General features: G+C 34.7%; 29 protein-coding genes. 25 read left to right on the forward strand and 4 right to left on the reverse strand.

What is annotated here, in order from left to right:
* Positions 1 to 13 precede the first annotated feature (13 nt).
* From ACOQFO_RS16050 to ACOQFO_RS16075, 6 genes are all read left to right on the forward strand, one after another.
* The gene (locus ACOQFO_RS16050; protein WP_421690684.1) at positions 14 to 1312 is read left to right on the forward strand and encodes a dihydrolipoamide acetyltransferase family protein; all 1299 of its coding nucleotides are present in this window, start codon (positions 14 to 16) and stop codon (positions 1310 to 1312) included.
* A gap of 173 nt (positions 1313 to 1485) precedes the next feature.
* Positions 1486 to 3174 (forward strand): methylmalonyl-CoA mutase family protein, encoded by a 1689-nt coding sequence (locus ACOQFO_RS16055; RefSeq protein ID WP_421690685.1) that lies wholly within the window; start codon positions 1486 to 1488, stop codon positions 3172 to 3174.
* Positions 3171 to 5324 (forward strand): methylmalonyl-CoA mutase, encoded by a 2154-nt coding sequence (scpA, locus tag ACOQFO_RS16060; RefSeq protein ID WP_421690686.1) that lies wholly within the window; start codon positions 3171 to 3173, stop codon positions 5322 to 5324. Before ACOQFO_RS16055 ends, scpA begins: the two co-directional genes overlap by 4 nt.
* Complete coding sequence (meaB, locus tag ACOQFO_RS16065; RefSeq protein ID WP_421690687.1) at positions 5324 to 6430, forward strand: methylmalonyl Co-A mutase-associated GTPase MeaB; 1107 nt, start codon at positions 5324 to 5326, stop codon at positions 6428 to 6430. The genes scpA and meaB overlap by 1 nt, the downstream gene beginning before the upstream one ends.
* A gap of 64 nt (positions 6431 to 6494) precedes the next feature.
* A complete protein-coding gene (locus ACOQFO_RS16070) occupies positions 6495 to 6935 on the forward strand; it encodes a BrxA/BrxB family bacilliredoxin (protein ID WP_421690688.1) in 441 nt (146 codons plus the stop codon).
* Positions 6936 to 7030: 95 nt separating this feature from the next.
* Complete coding sequence (locus ACOQFO_RS16075; RefSeq protein WP_421690804.1) at positions 7031 to 7996, forward strand: aromatic acid exporter family protein; 966 nt, start codon at positions 7031 to 7033, stop codon at positions 7994 to 7996.
* Between the two features lie 36 nt (positions 7997 to 8032).
* Here the strand turns inward: ACOQFO_RS16075 and prli42 are convergent, their stop codons facing one another.
* Positions 8033 to 8128 carry a stressosome-associated protein Prli42 gene (prli42, locus tag ACOQFO_RS16080; protein ID WP_421690689.1) on the reverse strand — a complete coding sequence of 32 codons (96 nt, stop codon included), beginning with the start codon at positions 8126 to 8128 and terminating at the stop codon, positions 8033 to 8035.
* 124 nt (positions 8129 to 8252) lie between these two features.
* On the opposite strand from prli42, the gene mce reads away from it, so the two are divergent.
* The 8 genes from mce to ACOQFO_RS16120 all read left to right on the forward strand — a co-directional run bounded on the left by mce (position 8253) and on the right by ACOQFO_RS16120 (position 14546).
* Complete coding sequence (gene mce, locus ACOQFO_RS16085) at positions 8253 to 8663, forward strand: methylmalonyl-CoA epimerase (RefSeq protein WP_421690690.1); 411 nt, start codon at positions 8253 to 8255, stop codon at positions 8661 to 8663.
* 4 nt (positions 8664 to 8667) lie between these two features.
* On the forward strand, positions 8668 to 10215 hold the full coding sequence (locus tag ACOQFO_RS16090; protein WP_421690691.1) for an acyl-CoA carboxylase subunit beta: 1548 nt from the start codon (positions 8668 to 8670) through the stop codon (positions 10213 to 10215).
* A 228-nt stretch (positions 10216 to 10443) separates the two neighbouring features.
* The gene (locus ACOQFO_RS16095) at positions 10444 to 11556 is read left to right on the forward strand and encodes a M20/M25/M40 family metallo-hydrolase (protein ID WP_421690692.1); all 1113 of its coding nucleotides are present in this window, start codon (positions 10444 to 10446) and stop codon (positions 11554 to 11556) included.
* A 19-nt stretch (positions 11557 to 11575) separates the two neighbouring features.
* Entirely contained in the window at positions 11576 to 12061 is a 486-nt protein-coding gene (locus ACOQFO_RS16100) for a chemotaxis protein CheW (protein WP_421690693.1), read from the forward strand.
* Between the two features lie 97 nt (positions 12062 to 12158).
* A complete protein-coding gene (locus ACOQFO_RS16105; protein WP_421690694.1) occupies positions 12159 to 12668 on the forward strand; it encodes a DUF1648 domain-containing protein in 510 nt (169 codons plus the stop codon).
* Between the two features lie 27 nt (positions 12669 to 12695).
* Entirely contained in the window at positions 12696 to 13046 is a 351-nt protein-coding gene (locus ACOQFO_RS16110) for a fluoride efflux transporter FluC (protein WP_421690695.1), read from the forward strand.
* Positions 13046 to 13387, forward strand: a complete 342-nt coding sequence (locus ACOQFO_RS16115) for a fluoride efflux transporter FluC (protein WP_421690696.1) — start codon at positions 13046 to 13048, stop codon at positions 13385 to 13387. Before ACOQFO_RS16110 ends, ACOQFO_RS16115 begins: the two co-directional genes overlap by 1 nt.
* A 112-nt stretch (positions 13388 to 13499) precedes the next feature.
* Positions 13500 to 14546 carry an LLM class flavin-dependent oxidoreductase gene (locus ACOQFO_RS16120; RefSeq protein ID WP_421690697.1) on the forward strand — a complete coding sequence of 349 codons (1047 nt, stop codon included), beginning with the start codon at positions 13500 to 13502 and terminating at the stop codon, positions 14544 to 14546.
* Between the two features lie 44 nt (positions 14547 to 14590).
* Here the strand turns inward: ACOQFO_RS16120 and ACOQFO_RS16125 are convergent, their stop codons facing one another.
* Positions 14591 to 14959: a hypothetical protein gene (locus tag ACOQFO_RS16125; protein ID WP_421690698.1), complete on the reverse strand. Its 369-nt coding sequence runs from the start codon at positions 14957 to 14959 to the stop codon at positions 14591 to 14593.
* Positions 14960 to 15037: 78 nt separating this feature from the next.
* Between ACOQFO_RS16125 and ACOQFO_RS16130 the strand changes: the two genes are divergently transcribed.
* Positions 15038 to 15727: a DNA alkylation repair protein gene (locus ACOQFO_RS16130; protein WP_421690699.1), complete on the forward strand. Its 690-nt coding sequence runs from the start codon at positions 15038 to 15040 to the stop codon at positions 15725 to 15727.
* Here ACOQFO_RS16130 and ACOQFO_RS16135 read toward each other — a convergent pair whose 3' ends face one another.
* Positions 15728 to 16249, reverse strand: a complete 522-nt coding sequence (locus tag ACOQFO_RS16135) for a methylated-DNA--[protein]-cysteine S-methyltransferase (protein WP_421690700.1) — start codon at positions 16247 to 16249, stop codon at positions 15728 to 15730.
* 174 nt (positions 16250 to 16423) lie between these two features.
* Here ACOQFO_RS16135 and ACOQFO_RS16140 point away from each other — a divergent pair, with 174 nt between their 5' ends.
* From ACOQFO_RS16140 to ACOQFO_RS16160, 5 genes are all read left to right on the forward strand, one after another.
* Positions 16424 to 16858: a MarR family winged helix-turn-helix transcriptional regulator gene (locus ACOQFO_RS16140; RefSeq protein WP_421690701.1), complete on the forward strand. Its 435-nt coding sequence runs from the start codon at positions 16424 to 16426 to the stop codon at positions 16856 to 16858.
* Between the two features lie 232 nt (positions 16859 to 17090).
* Entirely contained in the window at positions 17091 to 17711 is a 621-nt protein-coding gene (locus tag ACOQFO_RS16145; RefSeq protein WP_421690702.1) for an NADPH-dependent FMN reductase, read from the forward strand.
* A 195-nt stretch (positions 17712 to 17906) separates the two neighbouring features.
* Positions 17907 to 18461 carry a signal peptidase I gene (gene lepB / locus ACOQFO_RS16150; RefSeq protein WP_421690703.1) on the forward strand — a complete coding sequence of 185 codons (555 nt, stop codon included), beginning with the start codon at positions 17907 to 17909 and terminating at the stop codon, positions 18459 to 18461.
* A gap of 21 nt (positions 18462 to 18482) precedes the next feature.
* Positions 18483 to 19205: an alpha/beta fold hydrolase gene (locus tag ACOQFO_RS16155; RefSeq protein WP_421690805.1), complete on the forward strand. Its 723-nt coding sequence runs from the start codon at positions 18483 to 18485 to the stop codon at positions 19203 to 19205.
* Positions 19206 to 19400: 195 nt separating this feature from the next.
* Positions 19401 to 20171 (forward strand): ABC transporter ATP-binding protein, encoded by a 771-nt coding sequence (locus ACOQFO_RS16160; RefSeq protein ID WP_421690704.1) that lies wholly within the window; start codon positions 19401 to 19403, stop codon positions 20169 to 20171.
* A 101-nt stretch (positions 20172 to 20272) separates the two neighbouring features.
* On the opposite strand, the gene ACOQFO_RS16165 is transcribed toward ACOQFO_RS16160, so the two are convergent.
* The gene (locus ACOQFO_RS16165; protein ID WP_421690705.1) at positions 20273 to 20593 is read right to left on the reverse strand and encodes a MerR family transcriptional regulator; all 321 of its coding nucleotides are present in this window, start codon (positions 20591 to 20593) and stop codon (positions 20273 to 20275) included.
* A 308-nt stretch (positions 20594 to 20901) separates the two neighbouring features.
* Between ACOQFO_RS16165 and ACOQFO_RS16170 the strand changes: the two genes are divergently transcribed.
* The 5 genes from ACOQFO_RS16170 to ACOQFO_RS16190 all read left to right on the forward strand — a co-directional run bounded on the left by ACOQFO_RS16170 (position 20902) and on the right by ACOQFO_RS16190 (position 26068).
* Positions 20902 to 22107 (forward strand): branched-chain amino acid ABC transporter substrate-binding protein, encoded by a 1206-nt coding sequence (locus ACOQFO_RS16170; protein ID WP_421690706.1) that lies wholly within the window; start codon positions 20902 to 20904, stop codon positions 22105 to 22107.
* A 175-nt stretch (positions 22108 to 22282) separates the two neighbouring features.
* A complete protein-coding gene (locus tag ACOQFO_RS16175; protein ID WP_421690707.1) occupies positions 22283 to 23269 on the forward strand; it encodes a branched-chain amino acid ABC transporter permease in 987 nt (328 codons plus the stop codon).
* 9 nt (positions 23270 to 23278) lie between these two features.
* Positions 23279 to 24559: a branched-chain amino acid ABC transporter permease gene (locus ACOQFO_RS16180; protein ID WP_421690708.1), complete on the forward strand. Its 1281-nt coding sequence runs from the start codon at positions 23279 to 23281 to the stop codon at positions 24557 to 24559.
* 11 nt (positions 24560 to 24570) lie between these two features.
* Positions 24571 to 25374, forward strand: coding sequence for an ABC transporter ATP-binding protein (locus tag ACOQFO_RS16185; RefSeq protein WP_421690709.1), 804 nt, complete (start codon positions 24571 to 24573; stop codon positions 25372 to 25374).
* Entirely contained in the window at positions 25361 to 26068 is a 708-nt protein-coding gene (locus ACOQFO_RS16190) for an ABC transporter ATP-binding protein (RefSeq protein WP_421690710.1), read from the forward strand. Before ACOQFO_RS16185 ends, ACOQFO_RS16190 begins: the two co-directional genes overlap by 14 nt.
* Positions 26069 to 26174: the final 106 nt, after the last annotated feature.

Consider the following 26174-nt stretch of genomic DNA (forward strand, 5'->3'; position numbering starts at 1 on the left):
GGTGTACGAGAAGATGCCAATTGAAAATATATTAATGCCCCAGTTAGGAGAAAGTGTTACAGAGGGAACAATTGAAAAATGGTTAGTAAAACCAGGCGATTTTGTTAATAAATATGATCCTCTGGCAGAAGTAGTAACAGACAAAGTTAATGCTGAAATACCTTCATCCTTCACTGGTGTTGTCCATGAACTGATTGCAAATGAAGGGGAAACATTATCGGTTGGTAAAGTTGTTTGTACCCTTAACGTAGGTCAAGATTCAGCAGAGAAAACTGACCAACACGTAACTACTGAATCAAAAGTAGAAACTGCAAGTAATACTAATGAATCTTTAATGCCAACTGTAGAAAATATTGCTAAAACGAACAATAAAAAGGCTCGTTATTCACCAGCAGTATTGAAAATTGCGAATGAGCATAATATTAACTTGGAATTAGTAAATGGTACAGGTTTAGATGGAAGAATTACAAGGAAAGACCTATTGAAAATCATCGAGTCAGGTCAAGTGAATGAAGTTTCACAAAGTAGTTCGAAATCTACTGAAGTTGTAGCTCCAGTTGCAGCAGCATCCAAAAAATCAACGACTGATTTCGTTCCAACTACATCTCAAGGAGATATTGAAATTCCAGTTACATCGATTCGAAGAGCTATTGCGAATAATATGGTTCGTAGTAAACAGGAAATACCACATGCTTGGATGATGATGGAGGTAGATGTAACCGACTTAGTTATTTACCGAGATCGCCTAAAAAATTCATTTAAAGAACAAGAAGGGTTTAATTTAACTTATTTTGCATTCTTTATCAAAGCAGTTGCAATTGCGTTAAAAGAATTCCCAATGATGAATTCTGTTTGGGCAGGAGATAAAATTATTCAAAAGAAAGCTATTAATGTATCAATTGCAGTTGCAACAGAAGATTCATTATTCGTACCTGTTATTAAACATGCCGATGAAAAATCAATAAAAGGTATTGCAAGAGAAATTCATGAATTATCTCAAATTGTGCGAGCAGGTAAATTACGATCCGAACATATTGAAGGTGGAACATTTACTGTGAATAATACAGGTTCATTTGGTTCTGTACAATCAATGGGAATCATTAATTATCCTCAAGCAGCGATTTTACAAGTAGAATCTATTGTAAAAAGACCAGTTATATTAAATGGTGGAATGTTTGCTGCGAGAGATATGGTGAATCTATGTTTATCAATTGATCATCGCGTATTAGATGGATTAATTGCAGGAAGATTTTTAAATAGAGTCAAACAAATTCTTGAAAATGCAGATAGTAATCAATTATCGGTTTATTAATATTAAAGGAAGCCTCAAAAAAATAGGGCTTCCTTTTATTTTGTATCTTTTTTAGTAAGTTATTTGCAATTGTTGAAAGATTCACATTATTGCTTTATTGAAAAGGCTTTCTATTGTAAAATATTATTAGAACATGACGAAGGGGGCAGCTGTTAAGCGGATGTATGGCAAATATGAAAGATATTCAATTTGAATCAGTTAGCTATGAACAATGGAAAGAGCAAGCCATTCAAGCATTAAAGGGAAAGCCATTTGACTCTTTATTCACAAAAACTTTAGAAGGTATTACTCTTGAACCGATATATACGCAAGAAACTTTAATAGAAAAACTTGGGGACAAGCTAGAGAATCAAATCTCTACTATTCGAACTTTAAAAGCAACAAAAGGTTTTTCGTGTGCTCAACAAATATTCGGAGATAAAGAGGAGCAATTCTTCTCGAATCTATTAGATAGTATAGAGCGCGGAAATACTATTATAACAATTGATAGTAGAACTTCTTTTGAATGGAATGAACAAAACCTCTCAAAACTGGCTGATATACTTACAAAAAATGAGTTTAAGTTAATTATTCAAAATGCATCTGACACTCTTTTATCTGTTTTTGAAAAAATAGATGAAAGTAATCGTGAAAATGTAAAGGGATACATTATTTCAGAAGAACAAATAGAGTTAAGTAATTTTCCTCATGTACGTACGATTTGTGCAAATACGATTCCATATCATTATGAAGGAGCAAATGCTGTTCAAGAATTAGCTTTAACACTAGCATTAGCTCGAAAATATGTTGAAAACAATGATTTTGAATCCTTTGTCAATAAATTTTTCGTAAATTTTGCGATTGATACTCAATTTTTCTCAGAGATTGCAAAACTTCGCGCTGTGAAGGTACTCTGGAAAGCATTCTCATCCGCATATGGGGTAACAGATCAAATCAAATTACCAATCGTTGCAGAAACATCCATCCGCAGCTACTCAAAATTAGATATTTATGTGAATTTACTACGTGCCGGAAATGAAGCACTTTCAGCGTTAATCGGTGGAGCAGATGTATTTACTGTACATCCTCATGACGTTTTAACAAAACCAACAGATCAGTCAATTCGAATTGCTCGAAATGTAATTTTAGTGTTAAAAGAAGAATCACTTGTTCAAAATGTTACGGACCCATCTGGAGGTTCTTATTTTATTGAAATATTAACAAATGAATACGTTGAAAAAGCTTGGGCACTATTTTTAGAGATTGAAGAAGCTGGTGGAATTGATGCTTTCATCGAATCTGGAAAACTAGCTGAATTAATAGAAGAAGTTAATACAAATCGACTTAAAGCAATAGCGACTAGAAAACAATCACTCATTGGTACAAATATCTATGCAAATCCAGTAGATGTGTTACCTACTGAAACGAATCCTCTATTTGCAAATGTTAAACGCTTTGCAACACCTTTTGAGGAATTACGGGCTGCCTATCAAATTTTACAGCCGAAGATTGCTATATTAACATTCGGTCAACTAAAGAACTTTAAAGCACGTGCAGATTTTGTTGCTGGTTTCTTCTCTACAGCGGGAATTGTATGTGAGCAATCAGGAGAAATTCAATCAATCGAAGAAGCAAAGAAATGGTTAAGTGAAGCAAGCTACGATTATGTTGTGCTTGCAACGACAGATGAAGATACGAAATTACTAGTTCCAGAGCTTTTAGCAAGTAAACCAAATCACTTACTTCTTGATGTAGCAGGTAAATACAAAGAAGAAGAGAGAGAATGGTTAGCTCAAGGTTTAAATGGTTTTATCTTTGCTGGCCAAAATATCATTGAAAAATTAAATGAAGTAGCACAAGGCTTGAAGGGGGTACGATCATGAGTGCGAATTTTAAAGCTGTAAATATACAACAAATTTTAGCTGAAGAAACATCCGCTTCCACATCTATATCTTCTTTTGTGACAAATGAAGATATAGAAGTAAAAGAATTTTATTTGAAAGAAGATTTACAGGATGTTGAACATTTAAACGATACTGCAGGTATAGCTCCAAACACGCGCGGGCCGTATCCAACAATGTATGTAGCAAGACCTTGGACTGTACGTCAATATGCAGGATTTTCAACAGCAGAAGAATCCAATGCTTTCTATCGTCGTAATTTAGCGATGGGGCAAAAAGGATTATCTGTTGCATTCGATTTAGCAACCCATCGTGGTTACGATTCTGATCACCCTCGTGTAAAAGGGGATGTAGGGAAAGCTGGGGTTGCAATCGATTCGATTGAAGATATGAAGATTTTGTTTGATGGTATTCCACTTGATCAAATGTCCGTTTCCATGACAATGAACGGTGCAGTACTACCTATTCTAGCTTTCTATATAGTAGCTGCAGAAGAACAAGGGGTAACACCTGAAAAACTTGCAGGTACAATACAAAACGACATATTAAAAGAATACATGGTGCGCAACACATATATTTATCCACCAGCTATGTCGATGAAAATCATTGCTGATATTTTTGAATATACAAGTAAATTTATGCCGAAGTTTAATTCCATTTCAATTTCCGGCTATCATATACAAGAAGCTGGTGCCACAGCAGACATAGAATTAGCATATACTCTTGCTGATGGATTGGAATACGTTCGAACTGGTCTTAAAGCTGGTATTGATATTGATTCGTTCGCACCTCGTTTATCCTTCTTCTGGGGTATTGGTATGAACTATTACATGGAAGTTGCGAAAATGCGTGCAGCAAGAAGAATTTGGGCTCAAATGATGAGTACATTTAATCCGAAAAATCCCAAATCACTTGCATTACGTACACATTCACAAACTTCAGGATGGTCTTTAACAGAGCAAGATCCATTCAATAACGTAACTCGTACATTAATTGAAGCTAATGCAGCAGCAATGGGTCATACTCAATCACTTCATACAAATGCATTAGATGAAGCGATTGCATTACCTACAGATTTCTCAGCACGTATTGCCCGTAATACTCAATTATTCTTACAAGAAGAAACGGGAATGACGAAAGTAATTGACCCATGGGGTGGTTCTTATTATGTTGAAAAGCTAACGAAAGAACTTACTGAAAAAGCATGGGCATTAATCGAAGAAATTGAAGAATTAGGCGGCATGGCTAAAGCGATTGAAACTGGACTTCCGAAAATGAAAGTCGAAGAAGCGGCTGCAAAACGCCAAGCGAAAATTGATTCGAAAACTGAAACAATTATCGGGGTAAATAAATACCGTCTCGAAGAAGAAGAACCAATCGAAATATTAAATATTGATAATACAATCGTTAGACAAAAACAAATTGAAAGACTTGAAAAGATGAAAGCAGAACGAAATGAAGAAGAAGTACAGAAACATCTTGAAAGATTAACACGTGCAGCTGAAACTGGTGAGGAAAATTTACTTGCAATTGCAGTAGATGCAGCAAGAGCTCGTGCTTCATTAGGAGAAATTTCAGATGCAATCGAAAAAGTTTCTGGTCGTCATAAAGCCGTAATCCGTTCGATTTCTGGAGTTTATTCTTCAAACTTCTCTGATACAGAATTAATATCAGAAGTAAAACAAATGACAGAAGAATTCCAAGAAAATGAAGGTAGACGTCCTCGTATTTTGATTGCCAAAATGGGTCAAGACGGTCATGACAGAGGTGCAAAAGTTGTTGCTACAGGTTATGCAGATTTAGGATTTGACGTCGATATTTCACCATTATTTATGACACCTGAAGAAGCAGCTCTTATGGCAGTAGAAAATGATGTTCACTGTGTGGGTGTATCATCACTTGCTGCAGGACATAAAACATTAGTACCAGAATTAATTGAGGAACTAAAAAAATTAGGTCGTGAAGATATTATCGTTATTGTTGGTGGCGTAATTCCTGCACAAGACTATGAATTCCTTTATAATGCGGGAGCTGTTGCTATTTTTGGCCCTGGTACAGTGATTCCGGTTGCTGCGATTAAAATTATCGAGGAAATTTATCAACGTTTGGGCTACGAGGAAGTGTCTGAATAATGAAGGAAAACAATGGGGCTGATGAGAGCGCATTATTTGTCATGGAAGGTGTAAAAGGTACTCATGATGGATTTACGAAAATTACCCCTAAGAAATTTCGTAAAAAAAGAGAAGAACAAACTGATATACATCAATTGTCTAAAGAGATTCGCTCTGGAAACCGAATTGCACTATCTCGGGCTATAACGCTAATTGAAAGCTCTAATAGTAGCCATAAAGAGCTTGCGCAAAAACTATTACAAGAATTACTCTCCTACTCCGGAAATAGTATACGTATTGGTATCACTGGTGTTCCAGGAGCAGGTAAAAGTACATTCATTGAAAGTTTTGGCTCAATGTTGTGTGATATGGGGAAAAAAGTAGCTGTTCTGGCAATTGACCCTAGTTCATCATTATCTGGTGGAAGTATATTAGGTGATAAAACCCGAATGGAAAGACTAAGTCGAGAACCGAATGCTTTTGTCAGGCCATCTCCAAGTGCTGGTACTTTAGGTGGTGTCCATAAAAAGACAAGGGAAACGATGTTACTTTGTGAAGCAGCTGGTTTTGATGTTATTTTAATAGAAACTGTAGGCGTTGGACAAAGTGAAACATACGTAAGAGGTATGGTTGATTTCTTCCTTCTATTAGTATTAACTGGCGCTGGTGATGAACTACAAGGTATGAAAAAAGGGATCATGGAGTTAGCTGATGGGATTATTGTTCATAAAAGTGATGGTGATAATGTCAGCAGGGCAAAAAGAACAGTTCGAGAGTACAAGCAAATTCTTCATTTTCTGCAACCAGCAACTCCAGGTTGGATGAGTACATCACTTGCTGTTTCGTCAATTGCGAAAACCGGCTTACAGGAAACTTGGGAAATGATTTGTAAATTTGAAGATACTGTAAAGTCTAAAGGCTTTTGGAATCAACGTAGAGTTGAACAAACAAAGGATTGGTTCCACTCAATGATTACCGACCATTTAATTGAATCATTTTACCGTAATCAGGAAACAAAACAACTTTTACATTCAATTGAAGATGCTATTTTACACGGTGAAATGACGGTTACACAAGGCGTGAATAAAGTTTTTGAAAAAGATGAAAAATTTACTCCGTTAGAGTAAGCCTTTTATACTTAATATCGTTTCTAAATGTGATAAAATATGAATGTAAAAGGAGTGGAGATAAATGAATATGGATTACGATTTATTTATGCAAGAAATAACAAGAACAGCACGTTCTGAAATGGAAGCAGCTGGATATGAACAATTACGTACACCTGAGGAAGTGGAAGCAGCATTTGCACGCCCAGGTACTACTTTAGTAATGGTTAACTCTGTATGTGGTTGTGCTGGAGGGATTGCACGTCCTGCAGCTACTCATGCAGTTCATTATGATAAAAGACCAGACCACTTAGTAACAGTATTTGCTGGACAAGACAAAGAAGCTACTGCAGCTGCTCGTTATTTGTTCGGTGAAGATCATATCCCATCATCACCATCTTTCGTATTATTAAAAGATGGAAAAGTTGTTGCAGATATTGGACGCCATGAAATTGAAGGTCACGATCCGATGTCAGTAATTACAAACTTACAAGCAAACTTTGAAGAGTATTGCGAAGAAGTGTAATAAAGCATTGTCCTTAAGTAGTTCTTTACTTAAGGACATTTCTTCATTTTAAGGCAAGAGTACATACAAGTTTCACTACAAGAGGGGGCTTTGCTATAAAACCTTTTCGAATCGGCTATCGTACTATTAAAACGGCAGTTGGAGTTGCATTATCCATTGCAATTGCTCAATTCTTTGGGTTACAATTCTTTTCTTCTGCAGGTATCCTTACGATCCTTTGTATTCAAACGACAAAAAAGAAATCTTTACATGCAGTGTATACCCGTTTAGTAGCGAGTTTATTGGGAATGTTATACTCCTTTATTGCTTTTGAGACCTTTGGTTACCATCCATTAGTTCTTATCTTTATGATTTTAATTTTTATACCATCAATCGTTTCGATTGGTGTTGCTCCTGGTTTTGTATCCAGTGCAGTAATAATGATGCACATTTATTCCGAGGCGAATTTTACACTTTCATTATTGTATAATGAGCTTGCACTTATGGCTGTAGGATTCGGTGTAGCACTGTTAGTGAATATGTATATGGGAGACACACAAAAACGATTGGACCATTACCGTATTCAATTAGAGGACTTATACCGCAAAATATTTTCAGAAATTGTGAAATATTTGGAAAATGGAGATACAACTTGGGATGGTAAAGAGTTAATAGAAGCAGAGAAACTGTTGAATAAGGCGAAATCCTTAGCGTTTATTGATGTAGAAAATCATATAACACGTAAGGAAAATGAATTCTATCTTTATTTTGATATGCGTGAGAGACAGCTTGAAATAATTGAAAGAGTACTTCCAAAGATTACAACATTGCCTGTAATGGTACAGCAAACTAAATTGGTTGCGGACTTTATGGATGAGTTAAGTAAAAATGTCCATTCGGGAAATACTGCGCGTACTTTTAGAGATAAACTTGATATTGTTAAAAAGGAGTTTGCAGAAATGCCGCTACCAGAATCGCACGAAAAATTTCTTGCTATGGCTTCTCTGTATCAATTTATAGAAGAAATGGATGAATATCTAGCAATCAAGCAGACATTTAAAGGATTGAATAAAAAAGAATAAAGCGATTACTAGAGTCGCAATCGCTTTATGTTCTAATTAGTTAAACATAGCTAGTCCAAATGCAAATGTTGATATTACCATAATGGCAATCATAATATAAACTACTACTTTTTGAATCTTCTTATTACTCATAGAAACAATCGCTCCTTATATTATTATAGATAGTTTATCAAATCTGAAAAAATTCTCAAGTGCGTAGCGCGAATCTTTTAAATTCGGTACAATAGAGATGTACTATAACAGAAGGGGTGTTATAATGGAGAAAATAGATCATATCGGAATTGCTGTTAATAATTTAGAAGACAAAATTACATATTACACTGAAACACTAGGTTTAAAGCTTTTAAGAATAGAAGAAGTACCTTCTCAAAATGTACGAGTAGCATTTTTAGATGCGGGTAATGTTCACATTGAATTACTTGAGCCACTAAGTGAAGATGGTGCTATTTATAACCACATTCAAAAGCGCGGCGAAGGAATTCAACATGTTGCTTTCAAAGTGGGGAACATAGAAGAAAAAATGTCAGAATTAAAAGAAAAAGGAGTTCGTATCCTTTCAGAGCAACCAGTTCCAGGTGCAGGAGGCTCTAAAGCAGCGTTTATTCATCCGAAAGATTCTTTCGGTGTTTTATATGAATTATACGAAAAAAGTGGCAAAGGGGAATAATCTAATGGATATGTTCGATAAAATAAATGAATTATACGATCGTAAACGAGAGATTGAACTTGGTGGTGGAGATAAAAGAATTGAAAAGCAACATGAAAAAGGAAAGTTAACAGCTCGAGAAAGAATTGATTTATTACTTGATGCTGGAACATTTGTTGAAATCAATCCATTCATTACACACAGAACAACTGACTTTGGTATGGACAAGCTAAATGGACCCGGTGATGGAGTAGTAACTGGTTTTGGTAAAATTAATGGACGAAACGTTTATCTATTTGCCCAAGATTTTACTGTGTTTGGTGGAGCATTAGGGGAAATGCATGCTAAGAAAATTGCAGCTGTAATGGACTTAGCTGCAAAAAATGGTACACCTTTTATCGGTATTAATGATTCAGGCGGCGCACGTATTCAAGAAGGCGTATTGTCATTAGATGGATACGGCCATATCTTCTACAGAAATTCAATTTATTCAGGCGTAATTCCACAAATTTCGGTTATTATGGGACCTTCAGCTGGTGGAGCAGTATATTCTCCAGCAATTACAGATTTTATTTTAATGGTTGATAAAACATCACAAATGTTTATTACAGGTCCAAAAGTAATTGAAACAGTTACAGGAGAAAAAATATCTTCTGAAGATTTAGGTGGTTCTAAAGTTCATAATTCTATTAGTGGAAATGCCCATTTCCGTGCACCTAACGAAGAAGAATCTATTAAACAAATCCAAAGATTACTAAGTTATTTACCACAAAATAACAAAGAAAAAGCACCAAAACTGCCACGTCCAGAAGGCGATGATTATCGTCCAGATATTATTGACTGTGTACCAATTGAGCCGACGAAGCCATACGACGTTCGTAAAGTGGTTGAACAAGTTGTGGATGAAGGTTCCTTTATGGAAGTTCACTCTGAGTTTGCTAAGAACGTAGTAGTTGGTTTTGCTAGAATTGCTGGAGAATCAGTAGGATTAGTTTGTAACCAACCAAAAGCATTAGCAGGTGGTTTAGATATTGATTCTTCGGATAAGGCTGCTCGCTTCATTCGTACATGTGATGCTTACAATATTCCGATTATTACATTTGAAGATGTATCTGGATTCTTCCCAGGTGTAAAACAAGAGCATGGTGGAATCATTCGTCATGGTGCGAAAATTTTATATGCATATTCTGAAGCAACTGTACCAAAAATCACTGTAATTTTACGTAAAGCATACGGTGGAGCATATGTTGCGCTAAACTCTAAAGCAATTGGTGCTGACTTAGTATTTGCATGGCCGAATGCTGAGATTGCGGTAATGGGTGCTGCTGGTGCTGCAAATATCATCTTTGCTAATGAAATCGCAAACTCACCTGATCCAGAAGCGACACGTGCTGCTAAAATTGAAGAATATAAAGAAAAATTCGCAAATCCATATGTAGCAGCTTCGCGCGGTATGGTGGATGATGTTATTGACCCACGTGATACGCGAATTAAACTAATTCAAGCACTTGATATGTTATCCAACAAAGAAGAATCAAGACCTGCGAAAAAACACGGAAATATTCCTCTATAGTTATTAAAATAATAAGAGCCAAGAATAAAACTAAACATTTATTCTTGGCATTTTTATGCAATTAAATAGTAATTTAGAGAAGAAAGATCAACAAATTGATCAGAAACTAAGCGAAATTAACAATAAGAAAAACTTAATTCTAGGTGTGAATTAGTAATGTATGATTGTTTTCCCAATTCTCAAAGCGTAAAATAGAAGGCAAATAGCAAAAATAAGGGAGTTTTTTACATGAATAGCCGTTTAGTAAATGAATTTTTAGAATTAGTACAAATTGATTCAGAAACAAAACATGAAGAACTTATTGCACCAATTCTAGTGGGAAAATTAGAAGAGATGGGTTTTGAAGTATACCAAGATGATGCACATACAAGAAATGGCCATGGAGCAGGTAATATCATTGCTACATTAAATGGCACTCTTGATGTTGAACCAATTTATTTTACAGTTCATATGGACACAGTTGTACCAGGTGTTGGTATTAAACCAGAAATACGAGAAGACGGATATATTTACTCTGATGGAACAACAATTTTAGGGGCTGACGATAAAGCAGGGATTGCGGCATTATTTGAAATGGCAAAACGTTTAAAAGAACAAAATATAGAGCATGGCACAATTCAATTCATTATAACAGCAGGTGAAGAGTCTGGATTAGCAGGTGCAAAAGAGCTTGAACGAGAAAAAATCATTGCGAAATACGGCTTTGCAGTTGATAGTGATGGAAAAGTAGGTGGAATTGTTACAGGTGCACCTTATCAAGCTAAACTAAACGTAAAAATTCTTGGTAAAACAGCTCATGCAGGTGTTGCCCCTGAAAAAGGAATATCTGCTATTACCCTAGCTTCAAAAGCAATCGCAAAAATGAAATTAGGTAGAATCGATGAAGAAACTACAGCAAATATTGGCCGTTTTGAAGGTGGGAAAGCTACAAATATTGTATGCGATGAAGTAAATATTTTAGCTGAAGCACGATCTATTAATGAAGAAAAACTAAATGCTCAAACACAACATATGAAAGAAACATTTGAAACGGTAGCAAAGGAAAATGGTGGACGAGCAGAAGTCGAAGTGAAAATTATGTATCCAGGATTTTCAGTAACTGAAGAAGATAAAGTCGTTCAAATTGCAATGGAAGCTGTAAAAAATATTGGTAGAGAACCTAACTTAGGTGTATCAGGTGGAGGTAGTGATGCGAACATTATTTCCGGCTTTGGAATTCCTACAGTTAACTTATCAGTTGGGTATGAGGAAATTCATACAACAAATGAACGTATGCCAATTGAGGAATTAGAAAAACTTGCAGACCTATTAGTTGAAATAGTAAAAAGTGCTGCTAAATAAAAGTTGAGGTGTTAACCAAATGTCATTTGAAAAATCGATCATTTTTCGTTGTCGAACGGAAGAATATGCAGTACCAGTTAATCAGGTTGTATCCATTGAAAAAATAGAACGAATCACACCTGTGCCACATTTACCGAATTACTTAATTGGATTTACTCGTGTTCGTGGTGAACTTATTCCTGTTTTAGATTTCGGCATCATTTTATATAATCAAACGAGTTCAAGTAGCACATCAAAAATGATTGTACTTAATACTGAAGTTGTTAACTATGGTTTAGTTGTTGATGAAGCAAAGGAAATACTAAATTTCGCACCTAATGAGCTAACGGAAATGGGATTAGTCAATTACGCTAAAACTCAATATTTTGCAGCCATTGCGAATTTAGAAAATCGAATGATTACTTGTGTAGAGCCGAAAATTTTAGTAAATTCTTTAGAAGGAATTCGTGAAATTATCGAGTATTTAAGAAGTTTACTTGAAAATGAAAATGAAATAAATGCCTAAAACAAAACTAGAAATGACCATCAGTATTGGTCATTTCTAGTTTTTCTTTTATAATAATGGTAAGTAGTGAAATATATCCCAAATTTAATAAGAGGTGATGATTTTGAATAATCCATATCGGCCAATTTTAAATCTACCTAAAACGAGAATAGAAAGAATCTGGAATTATATTGGTGGAGGCATTTTTCTTTTATCCTTAATTTATGCGGCAGTTAGTTGGGGAACATTACCTGACAAAATTCCAGGGCATTTTAATGGATTAGGAGAAGTCGACCGGTGGGGTTCAAAATACGAAATAATTATTTTACCAATCATCGGAGGATTTATTTTTGTATTAATGACGCTATTCGAAAAAGCACCTCATATGCATAATTACCCAAAACGTTTAAATGAAAGCAATGTAAAACAATTTTATTTAAATAGTAGATTAATGCTTAATATGACAAAGAATGTTTGTCTCGTTATTTTTGCATTACTAATTGTACAAATAATTCGAGTTGCAAAAGGTGAGATTGATTCTCTTGGTGGGTGGTTTCTTCCAGTATTCATCGTATTGGTAACTTTTCCTATTATTATCGGGATTTATAGACAATCAAAAATTAAATAATACTTAAATATTATGGAGTGATTGTACGTGGGAAATTGGTTTTATGTATTTTTAGGTGGGATGACAGGAGCTACCTTGCGTTTCTTTGTACAATCGCTTTTTTCTTCGTTTACTATGCTTTGGATTGTCAATGTAGTTGGAAGCTTTCTATTAGGCTATATTAACGGGGTTTTTAGTAGAAAGAAAAATGATGCATGGAAACTTTTTTTAACGACCGGAATGTTAGGTGCATTTACTACCTTTTCTACCTTTTCCGAGGGTTTTTTTCGCTTATTAAGGGAGAGTTTAGTTGAAGGGTTGTTGTTTGGGGTAGGAATGACAGTTTGTTGTGTAATTTCTGCATGGATTGGTTTTCGAATAGTTCGAGGTGAAGATTGATGGAATGGATGATGGTAGCATTAGGGGGAGGTGTTGGAGCCACCCTTAGATATAGTGTCATCAAACTTAGTACCAGACTAAATTATCCAACTTATTATGCAACAGTTATTGTTAATTTACTGGGATCTTTTTTGTTAGGACTCGTTTTACAAATGAATATTTCCGACATATACATAGCATTTTTCGCTATTGGAATACTAGGAGCATTTACTACCTTTTCAACCTTTGCCTTCGATTTATTTCAATTATTAAATGATCGAAAATTAAAGAAATCAGCTTTATATTTAATCAGTAACTTGCTAGGTGGACTACTATTATTCGCCGTAGGTTACACGATTTAAGAACAGTACATTTTTTGTGATGTACTGTTCTTTTATTATTCGTTTGACTTTTTTAAATTACTTAAATATACTTAGTTACAAAAGGTAACTTATAATATAGGAGGACTTTCAAATGTCAAATTTTGAAATTGGAGTCTATACTTTAGCTGACATCGGACCTAATCCAATAACAGGTTCTAAAATTAGTGCTGAAGAAAGAGTAAAAGAAATCATTGAAGCAGCAATGCTTGCTGATGAAGCTGGACTTGATATTTTCGGAGTTGGAGAACATCACCGTCTAGATTATGCGGTTTCATCTCCAGCAGTGATGTTAGCAGCTATTGCAATGGTTACAAAAAATATTCGCTTAACAAGTACTACTTCAGTGTTGAGTACGTTGGATCCAGTTCGGTTATTTGAAGATTTTGCTCAATTGGATCTTATTTCTGGTGGAAGAGCAGAAGTTTTAGCGGGTAGAGGTGCTTTTATCGAATCGTTTCCACTATTCGGTTATGACTTAAATGATTATAATGAATTGTTTGAAGAACACTTGGAATTATTTCAACAATTAAATGAAAATGAATTTGTTACTTGGGAAGGGAAATTCCGTTCTGCCCTTAACAATGCACAAATTGCACCTCGTCCTGTTCAAGATGAGCTTCCGTTATGGATTGGCGTAGGGGGGACATATGAAAGTGCGTTACGTGCTGGACGTTTAGGTGTCGGAATGGCACTAGCGATTTTAGGAGGAGAACCAGAACGTTTTAAATTTTTAGTCGATGGTTATCATGAAGCAGCTAAAGAAGCAGGTCATTCAAAGGATAAATTAAAAATTGGAGTAACTGGACATACCTACATCGCAGATTCCCTAGAACAAGCGAGAGAAGAATTTTTCCCATATTACTCAAACTATTGGACTTATGTAAATAAACAAAGAGGTATGGGGTTTAGAATGACTAAAGAAGGATTTGAAGGGATGACTTCTCCGAAAAGTGCACTATTTGTTGGGGGGCCTGATGAAATTATCGAAAAAATACTTCATCAACATGAGTTATTTGGCCATACAAGATTTTTAGCACAAGTAGATATCGGGGGATTACCTTACCGTGATATTGCTAGAACGATCGAACTTTTAGCAACTAAAGTAGCACCAGTAATAAGAAAAGAATTAAATAAATAATAAAATGGCAACTTTAACTTCGGTGGAGTTGCCATTTTTATCGTTTACTCGATTTGTTCAATTCTAATCACGTGCGTAATTTGTGCGGGATAAGGTTCCAACACAATTCCATCATAGACAACACGTATTTGAGATCCTTTTTGTAAATCAGCTATATTAATTTTTTCAGAATAGATATTGTACACGCTGTCGATGTTATTAAAAGCAACGATAAATTCCCCACGATGATTAATATCGTTTTCAGGTATTCCTTCTAAATGCAAGGTGTTATTTTCATTACTTAACACATTAGCGTAGAACATTTCAACAAAGTCTGGTGTAGCATTATGATTACCTAATAAATAACCTATCGTGAATGATAGGATAATTGCCAATAAAGCAATGATTGTGGAAAACCATTTATTTATTTTCATGAAAATTTTCCTTTCCTTTGAAGAAAATAGTATTATAAACTAGTATATTATTAAATGAATCTTTTAGAGGTTGAAAAAATGAATTATGCAATTAGAGAACAATTACTTGAAGAAGTAGATGAAAAATACAAAAATTTCCAATATACACTCATTCCTAATACGACCAATATTCTCGGTGTCCGATTACCGATACTTAGGAGAATGGCAAAAGAAATTGCAAAAGGAAATTGGCAGGACTTTTTAAGAAATAGTCATGAAGACTATTTTGAAGAACTAATGTTAAAAGGGATTGTTATTGGATATGTGAAACTTGGAATAGATGAAAAACTTAAATGGGTTGAATGGTTTGTTCCAAAAATTTCGAACTGGTCGATTTGCGATAGCTTTTGTTCAAGTTTAAAAATTACAGAGAAGGATCGAAAAAAAGTATGGGACTTTTTAATGCCATACTTAAATTCGACTAATGAGTATGAAGTACGATTTGGAATTGTCATGTTATTAAACTATTTTATTGAAAAAGAATATATTGTGATGGTTCTTCGACTATTTAATAGTATTAAACACGATGGATATTATGTAAAAATGGCAATTGCTTGGGCTATTTCATTCTGTTTTATCCATTTTCCAAGTAAGACGATGAAATTTTTATATAATAACGATTTAGATGATTTTACTTATAATAAAGCTTTACAAAAAATTATTGAATCAAATCGAATTGAACCTGAAACGAAAGAGCAAATCCGAGAAATGAAAAGAAAGGCTAAGTAATTATCTTTTATATTGGATATTTTCTATTTGCAGAAGCTTTTCTTTAATATGAAGTCCACCACTGTAGCCTGTTAAAGAGCCGTCTTTTCCTAGGACGCGGTGACATGGGACAATAACTGCTATGGGATTTGCTCCTATGGCAGTCCCTACAGCACGTACTGCTTTCGGATTTCCAATGGAATGCGCAATATCTGAATAACATTTGGTTTCGCCATAGGAAATCGTACATAATGCATTCCAAACTTTCGTTTGAAAAGGAGTACCTCTTAAATCAAACGTACTTGTGAATTCAATATTTTTGCCATCGATGTATTCTTTCAATTCAACGATAATAGATGAAAGATGTTCCTGATTTTCGAGTAAAATTCCATTGGGGATATGCTTTTTTACCCAATTTTCTAGAACGTTTAATGGCTCGTTTTGTGAACCGACATAACATAATCCTTTTTCTGTTGCAGCAATATACATAGTCCAACCATTGTAGTCAAATTTAGTATAATAAATATTTTCATTTTGTTTCATGTTGATATTCCTCCGTTATCTCTATTTTAACATGATTTTGATTTGTTTTGACTAATATCTATTAACGAATTCATATGCTTACTTGTTTGACATTTTATTAGTATAGTGTTATATTTATCTCGAATTAAAGATATTTAACTTCGAGACAGTTGCTGGGGTAAGGAGGGAATACCTTTGGACCAACAAAACAATAGACTTAAAGCATTTACCGTGTTATTGAGAGCTAGTCAATCTGTACAAGAGGCATCGAAAAGCGAACATGTAAAACAAGGTATCAATCCAACAGAATTTGCAGTTTTAGAACTGTTATTTCATAAAGGTGATCAGCCAATTCAAGCAATTGGTAAGAAAATTCTAATCGCAAGTAGTAGTATCACTTACGTAGTAGACAAATTAGAAGAAAAGCAATACGTTACGCGAAAAGCATGCCCAACTGATCGTCGTGTAACGTATGCAAGTATTACCGATGAAGGAAAAAAACTTATGGAGCAAATTTTTCCTACCCATATTGAAAAAATTGAAGAAATTTTTAATGAGTTAACGGATGAAGAGATATTGATACTCATCGACTTATTAAAAAAAGTAGATTATAACGCCAAAAAGCTTTAATGTCAATTAATAATCTAAGGATTTTTTTCGATATATCTTAAATTCAAACATTGATCTAAGTTTATCCAACCTAACAACATGAATAAATGGTTAACTAAATGGAGAAATTATGGATGTTTAGCTTTCCTAATTCCATTTATAACTGTTATTTAAAGGATTGATGTCGAGTAAAACGTAGGAACAAAATCAATTTAAGAAAAAACATAATGATGGAATTCTAGGAGAAAATAAAATGGGATTTTTTAGTAAATTATTCGGTAAAAAGCAAACATTAGTACAACAAGAAGTAAATCAACAAAAAGATGGAGGAAAAGAAATGTTAAAAATCGGTATCATTTTAGGTAGTACACGTGAAGGTCGTGTTAGCCCACAAGTTGGTGAATGGGTAAAAGGAATCGCTGACAAACGAGGAGATGCTACTTACGAAATTATTGATATCGCAGATTTCAAGTTACCATTCTTAGGTGAACCAGGTGGAGATGTTTCTGGTGTAGCAAAATGGTCAGAAAAAGTAGCTGCATGTGATGGATTTGTTTTCATCGTTTCCGAGTATAACCATAGTATTTCAGGAGCATTAAAGAACGCTCTAGACTTCCTACGTGAAGAATGGAATAACAAAGCTGCAGGTATCGTTTCTTACGGTTCGGTAGGTGGAGCACGTGCTGCAGAACACTTACGTGGAATTTTAGGTGAATTATTAGTTGCTGACGTTCGTGTACATCCTGCGCTATCTTTATTTACAGATTTCGAAAATGGTAATGTGTTCAAGCCAAAAGATGTTCAAACAAATTCTGTAAATGATATGTTAGATCAAGTAGTTGCATGGAGTGGCGCATTAAAAACAATTCGCTAATCATTCTTTTAAATCATAATTATAAATGACTCAATTAGGTAATATATTATCTATTGAGTCATTTTTTATATGTTTTTTGTTGAGGAATATAATAGGAATATTAAAACTATGTTAAAAAGGAAGTCATTATTTTCCTAACTTCCTGAATTCATGTAATATGATAGAAAGATGATTTATTGCGAGGAGTAGAGATGTATGACAGAAAAAAAGACCTCAGCTAAAAAGGAATTTGTTTCTTGGATATTTGCGATTGTATTTGGAATTGTGGTGGCATTAGTTTGCCGAGAGTATATTTTTTCTCCGGTAGTTGTAAAAGGTGCTTCAATGGTTCCAACTTATGAAAACAAAGATGTGATCATTGTGAGTAAAGTAAGTCATATCGATCGTTTTGACCATGTTGTTTTTAAAGCTCCATATGAGGATGAGTACTATATTAAACGTGTTATTGGGTTACCTGGTGACACAATTGAAATGAAAGAAGATGTACTTATTATAAACGGCGTAGAGTATAAAGAAGATTACGTCAATCGAGAAGGTGCAGTTCCATTCCAAAATCGAATTACAGAAAACTTCACATTAGAAGAAGTAACAGGTGAGAAGACAGTTCCGGAAGGGTATATTTTTGTATTAGGAGATAACCGATTAAAGAGTGCTGATAGTCGACACTATGGTTTAATTCCGATGGATTCTATCTTAGGAGAATCGAAATTAAGAATTTTCCCTTTCCAAAACATTAGACTATTTTGGTAAGGGGGAATTGAATTGATAAAAATGGAGCCATATGGGGATACAAAGAAGCCTTGCCTTCTTTTCCTTCACGGTGGCGGAGTTGGAGGTTGGATGTGGGAGGAACAAATTCAATATTTTAAAAAGGATTACTTTATTTTAGTTCCGGAACTCCCACTTACAGATCCCCGTTTTTCCATACAACAAACAGCTTTAGAGTTAAATGAACTGTTGCGGGAATTCTATGGAAATCACAAGGTTACGCTTGTAGGTTTTTCTATTGGAGCCCAAATTAGTTTAGCAATGGTTGGAAATAGTTCAAGCCAATATAATGCAGCTATGATTAATAGTGCTCTAGCAATTCCAATTCAAAATAAGGTAATGGATAGCACTTTAAAATACTCCTATCCATTAACAAGAAGTCGAATGTTTGCCAAACTACAAGCAAAAAGCATGGCGGTTCCAAAAAGACATTTTAATACTTATTATGAGCAATCTCTTGAATTCACAAAGGAAGCCTTTCTCAATATGATGAAAGAGAATATGAGTTTTCAAGTTCCAAAAACATTTTTTGAAACAAAAATTCCGATTCTATTTACGATAGGGAGTAAAGAACAGAAAATAGTAAGGCAATCCTTTGAAATCTTAAATACGAATACAGAGAATTCAAGGATCTACATATTTGAGAAAGTTGGACATAATGCGCCATTTATAGCAGCTAATGAATTTAATAGAGTACTAGAAAAATGGTTAGAAGAGGTACTATAAATGAAAAAGCAACCAAACAAATGGATGAAATACTATGCAGTAGGATTAATCTTTCTCTTTATCATTCAAAGCATACTCTTTTGGGATAGGGAGAGAGTATTGTCATATTTTAATATCATTTGCGCAATAGTCGTTATTTTTATTAGTTTTCTATTATATAAAAATAAAAACAAAGATTAATAGAGGCGATTCTTCATGATAAAAATGGAACATGTAGATGTATTACGAAACAAGAAATTTATTCTTAAAGATGTATCTTGGAAAGTCAAAAAAGGTGAGCATTGGTCTATTATTGGGTTGAATGGATCAGGGAAAACAACATTATTAAATGTGTTGAATGGGTATATTTATCCCTATAGAGGAAAGGTAAAAGTACTTGGAAAAGAGTTTGGCAAAACGAATTTACAAGAATTGAGAAAAGAAATTGGTTTAGTAAGTTCTTCTATTAAATATGAATTCCATACAAATGATAGTGTACTAGCTGTCGTATTAAGTGGGAAATTTGCTTCACTTCGATTATTTGAAGCAGTTGATAAGAAGGATGTCGAATTAGCTCGCAATTTATTGGAATTTTTACATATTCCACACTTAGAAGATGAAGATTACGGAGTTCTTTCACAAGGTGAAAAACAAAGGGTGTTAATTGCGAGGGCACTAATGGCTGAACCGAAAATTTTAGTCTTAGATGAACCGTGTAATGGTTTAGATGTTATTGCTCGGGAAGAATTATTAAAATTCATCGAAATAGTAGCAAAAAAAGAAGATGGTCCAACTATTCTTTATGTCACTCATCATATTGAGGAAGTATTACCTGTGTTTACACATTCTTTATTATTAAAAAGTGGTACGGTGTTTGCAGCCGGCGAATCGAAAGAATTATTAAATGAAGAAAGTTTATCCACATTTTTCGGCAGAACTTTATCCATTCAGGTTGAGCAAGACCGAACGTGGCTAGCACTAAAATAAGAAAAAAGACTAATGTTGAATGATTCACTTACTACATAAGTGATTTTCACATTAGTCTTTTTTGTTCATATTTAAATTGCTCGAACATAAGCTTTAATGACTTACATTTTAAATTGAACATTCATCGTTTGATTAAAAGAATGATTTAAATTATCAGGATCTGTATTTAATTGTTCACGACGTTTTAGTTCTTTACGAATTTCACTTGTCCAAACTCCATCTTCAAGTCGGTTAGCGATTTCGATTAGCGTCTCAATATCCTTGAAGGAATATTTACGAAGACCTGTTTTAGACCTTTCTGGGAAAATTAATTTGCGAGATTCATAGTAGCGTATTTGTCTTTCAGTTAAGCCCGTTAATTCACTTACGGTTCCAATTGAAATCACTTTTTTTAATTTATATGTACCGTTAGTTAATGACATATTTGAGCCTCGCTTTCTTAAAATTCTGAAAAAAGAAATAATAATTAACATTGTATATTTTTTCCTTCTTAAATACAACAGAATTCTTGTCGGAAGTGTAAAGAAAGGTAACACAAATTAAGCTAAATTTTGACAAAATTCTACATAATCCGAACATGAATAAAATTAATCGTTAAAATAATATATTTTAATAAAAAGTGTGTAAGAACATCTGACATATTTGATGTGATTTTCTATTTTCATCTTTATACTTAGTAAGAACTAGTTCAAAACTAGTAAAATACAAAAATAGATTCAGGGGGTTTGCTATGAAATTTAAAAAGTCATTAGGATTATTACTCTCAGGTGTATTAACGGTTGGTTTATTAGCAGCTTGTTCTTCAGGTACACCATCTACATCAACTGACGGCAATGGGTCAACTGATGGGAAAACTGTAATTAAAATTGCAACACAATCTCCGCTTTCTGGTGGATCTTCTGTAATTGGTGATGCAATTAAATCAGGGGCTCAAATGAAGTTAGATGAAGAAAAAGCGAAATTTGAAGCTTTAGGCTTTATCCTTCAATTAGAGCCATATGATGATCAAGGTGACCCGAAAAAAGGCGTTACAAATGCTAACTTAATGGGTGCGGATGAATCTGTATATGGTATTATTGGGCACTACAACTCTGGTGTAGCGATTCCTTCATCTGAGGTTTATGAAAAATACAATATCGCAATGGTATCTCCTGCTAATACTGCAGTTGAAGTTACTGAGCGTGGTTTAAAAACGGTTAACCGTATTGTAGCTCGTGACGATTTACAAGGCCCAGCTGGAGCAGAGTATGCTGTAAACGAATTAGGTGCGAAGAAAATCTTCGTTATTAATGACAAAACAGCTTATGGTGTAGGTATTTCAGATACATTTACACAAGCTGCAAAAGATTTAGGTGCTGAAATCGTTGGTGAAGGTTCTGTAACGATTGGTGAAAAAGATTTCAATGGAGTTATTAACCAAATCACAACTGCAAAACCTGATTTAGTATACTTCGGTGGTTTATATTCTGAAGGTGGTATTTTAATTAAACAAGCTCGTGACAAAGGGATTGATATTCCATTCATGGGTGGAGACGGAATGGACTCTTCTGGTTTAGTTGATATTGCTGGTGACGCAGTAGTTAACACATATATCACTTCAATTGCTGGTGATAGTAATGCAACTGAATCTGGTAAAAAATTCGTTGCGGATTACAAATCGAAATTCAATAAGGATCCTGAATCCTTCTCTGTTTATGCTTATGACTCAATGGGCGTATTCCTAAAAGGTTTAGAAGATGCGATTAATGCGAATGGTGGAAAACTTCCTGCTAAAGAGGATGTTGTAGCTGCAGTTCGTGCTGTAAAAGATTATGAAGGTGCACTTACAACTGTTTCATTCGATGAAAAAGGCGATAACGTAAATGCAAAAGTGTTTATCTATTCATTTGAAGAAGCTTCATATCCTCCAGTTCAAGTTGGAGAAGTAGGTCAATAAAAGCGACATTAAAATTATTAAAAAGTGTTGGGATTATTTTCTCTCAACACTTTTTATTTAAAGTAGATATGGACAAGCAATTTGTTTATAAAGAGCACTAATCGATAGCATTATTCGTAAAAAAGATACTTTTCTTTTCTCGCATCTACGAAAAGTATAAATAGGAGGGTTAGGGATGCTTCAGGATTTGTTAATCAGTTTACCGCAAGTATTAATTGATGGACTTACATTAGGCGCTGTTTATGCAGTTGTAGCTCTCGGATATACGATGGTTTATGGTATCTTACAACTTATTAACTTTGCACATGGTGAGATCTTTATGACGGGGGCCTTCATTGGGACTAGTTTATTTATTTTGCTGATGGGGATGAGTTGGTCAGCGGCAATCCCACAATTACTAATATTTATTGTTGTTATTTTAGTTACAGCTTTATTTACTGGGTTAATTGGGGTAGGTATGGAAAGGGTTGCTTATAGACCATTAAGACATGCACCTAGATTAATCCCATTAATTACGGCAATCGGTATTTCATTTATCTTACAAGATGTGATTCGTTTTATCGCGGAGCTTGCAACAGGCCGCTATATATTAACGGGACCATCTTTATTCTCTGATCAAATCACAATTGGTTTTTCACAAATTTCCGGTTTGTTTAATGATGCAAGTTTCAAAACTTCATTCCTTATCGTTTTGGTGACTGCAATTGTTTTAATGATTGCATTAGATTTCTTTGTTAATAGAACGAAGTGGGGTACTGCAATTCGTGCCGTGTCGTTAGACCGGGAAACGGCATCATTGATGTCCATTAATGTCAATAAAGTAATTTCTACTACATTTTTCGTTGGATCTGCACTTGGTGGCGCGACAGGTGTGTTATTTGCACTCCAGTACGGAACGATTGACCCTTACATCGGATTTATCTTAGGGTTAAAAGCATTTATCGCTGCTGTCTTAGGTGGTATTGGGAATATTCGTGGAGCAATGCTTGGAGGAATATTGCTAGGTTTAATGGAAATGTTTGCAGCTGCTAATCTATCGCTCCTTACAGGTGGAATATTCGGTGCAGAATATAAAGACGTATTCGCGTTTGCTATTTTAATCATCGTGCTTATTTTCAAGCCAGAAGGATTATTAGGCAAACCGACTGCAGAGAAAGTGTAGGTGACTAGCATGAAAGAGAAAATAACTTTATTTTTAGAAAATAAATGGTCACAAGTTATTTTATTTACATTATTTGTTGCAATCACATCGCTCTCATTATATTTGTCTCAAAAATCAGTAGTTGCATTTTTGTTGTTACTAGCTTCCTTACTAGTTCTTTATTATATGAAATTGAAAAATTTAACGAAGTGGTTAATAGGTGGAGGTATATTATTCATTTTACTTCCATTCGCTTCGAGTGGTGGGCCAGCATTTCAGTCATATATGGAAGTTGCAACAATGGTCGGAATCTATGTTTCGATGGCGCTTGGCTTAAACATTGTAGTAGGTATGGCAGGGTTACTTGACCTAGGTTTCGTAGCTTTCTTCGCTGTTGGAGCATATTCCTACGCAATTTTCGCCACTCCACAAGCTTCGAAATTTATGCCTTTCGGAGAATATCCACTTGGTGGAGAATCTTTTTGGATCTTTTTAATTATTGGTGGGATCTGCGCTGCAATTGCAGGTGTGCTTATAGGAGTTCCGGTTCTCCGTGTTAAAGGGGACTACTTAGCAATTGTTACTCTCGGATTCGGTGAGATTATTCGAATTGTTTTCAATAATCTCGATCGACCTGTGAACTTTACGAATGGTGCGATGGGTATTTCTTCAGTTAAACCACCATCACTTTTCGGAATAGATCTCGTTTTCCCTCACCAATTCTATTTTGTTACTTTAGTTATATTAGCTTTTACTATTTTTGCAGTGTTACGTTTTGAACATTCAAAATTAGGTAGATCATGGAAAGCAGTACGTGAAAATGAAATTGCAGCTCAAGCAATGGGAATTCCATTAGTAAAAACGAAGCTATTAGCCTTTGCACTCGGTGCTACTTTCTCGGGAATGATGGGTGTTGTATTCGCTGCAAAACAGGCATTTATTGATCCGACGAGTTTTACTTTAATGGAATCGTTTACTATTCTCGTAATGGTAGTTCTCGGCGGTATGGGAAGTGTACCTGGTGTTATTTTAGGTGCTGCTTTAGTAACAATTTTAAATTTACAAGTATTAACTGAGCTTACGAACTGGGTAAACCAGTTAAATTTAAGTGGGATGATAACGATTCCAGATGCCTTATCACCAGCTAAAATGCAAAAATTATTATTTGGTTTACTTCTTGTAATTTTCGCATTGTATAGACCTATTGGATTAATCCCTGCGAAAAACAAAAAATTTGATGAGAATAAATTAAAAACCAACTCACTTACGATGAATAACAAAAATACAGTTGTCATCAATAAAGAAAAGTAGGGGGGATCTTGATGCCAATATTAGAAGTAACAAATGTAACGAAAGAATTCGGGGGCTTAACTGCCAATAAAGATATATCAATGACTGTGGAAGAAGGTTCCATAACTGCAGTAATTGGTCCGAATGGTGCTGGAAAAACAACATTTTTCAATTTAGTTACCGGTGTTTACAAACCGACTTCAGGTGAAATTTTAGTGGAAGGAAAATCGGTAGTTGGTTTAAAGCCGGATGAAGTAGCGAAAAGAGGTATTTCGAGAACATTTCAAAACATCCGTCTATTTGGTGAAATGACAGTTTTAGAAAATGTACTCGTTGGTATGCATAAACATTTAAAAACAGGTTTATTAGGTATTTTATTAAACTTACCTAGTACTAGACATGAAGAATTAGAGGCTGAAAAAGAAGCCTATCGATTGTTAGAGTATTTCGATCTTGCTCCATTCTTAAATGAAAAGGCAAAAAATCTAAGTTATGGTGCGCAACGTAAATTAGAAATTGCTCGTGCCCTTGCTACGAAGCCGAAGCTGATTCTATTAGATGAACCTGCAGCTGGTATGAATCCGAAAGAAACAAAAGAACTGACGGACATCATTAAGTCAATGGGAAAAGAATTTAATGTGTCGATTTTATTAATCGAACATGATATGAAACTAGTTATGGAAATATCGGAGCATATTTACGTTCTAGATCATGGTGAAAAAATTGCCGAAGGAACTCCAGATGATATTAGAACAAATCCAAAAGTTATCGAAGCATATTTAGGTTCTTCTGCTGCAAAACTTGCGCAAAGGAGTGAGACGAATGCCAATTCTTGAGCTGAAAAATATTGAGACGTATTATGGCGCAATTCAAGCATTAAAAGGAATTAGTCTCGAAGTAGGTAAAGGGGAAATTGTAACTTTAATCGGAAGTAATGGAGCTGGTAAATCAACAACGCTAAAGTCCATAAGTGGTCTTGCGAAAGTGAAGAATGGTTCCATTATATATAAAGATAAAGATATTACAAATAAACCACCTCATGAAACTACACTTTTAGGGCTTGCCCATGTTCCAGAGGGCAGAAGAATTTTCTCGCAACTTACTGTGAAAGAAAATTTACAAATGGGTGCCTATTCGGTAAAAGGGAAAGATATCATCCAAGAACGGATGGAAACAGTTTTTAATTACTTTCCAAGATTAAAAGAAAGAATTAATCAAAAAGGTGGAACGATGAGTGGTGGGGAGCAACAAATGCTCGCGATTGGTCGTGCACTCATGATGCAACCTGAAGTATTAATGCTAGATGAGCCTTCTATGGGCTTAGCACCTATTATTGTAGAACAAATCTTTGAGATTATTTTGCAATTAAACTCATTAGGGATCACTGTATTATTAATTGAACAAAACGCATATCAAGCATTAAGTATTGCCCACCGTGGATACGTTATCCAAAATGGTGAAATCGTTTTATCTGGTTCTGGTGCAGAGCTAATTGAAAATGAACAAATTAAAGAGGCTTACTTGGCTTAAAATTAACAAACGACTATTGGTAACGATAGTCGTTTGTTTTTGTTTGTGATCAATTGTTGTAGGGGACTTTAAGTTTTTTCTACAATCAGTATAATTTATTGGACAA

It is taken from the genome of Ureibacillus sp. MALMAid1270, assembly GCF_049202975.1.
In the GTDB taxonomy this organism is placed as follows: Bacteria; Bacillota; Bacilli; order Bacillales_A; family Planococcaceae; genus Ureibacillus.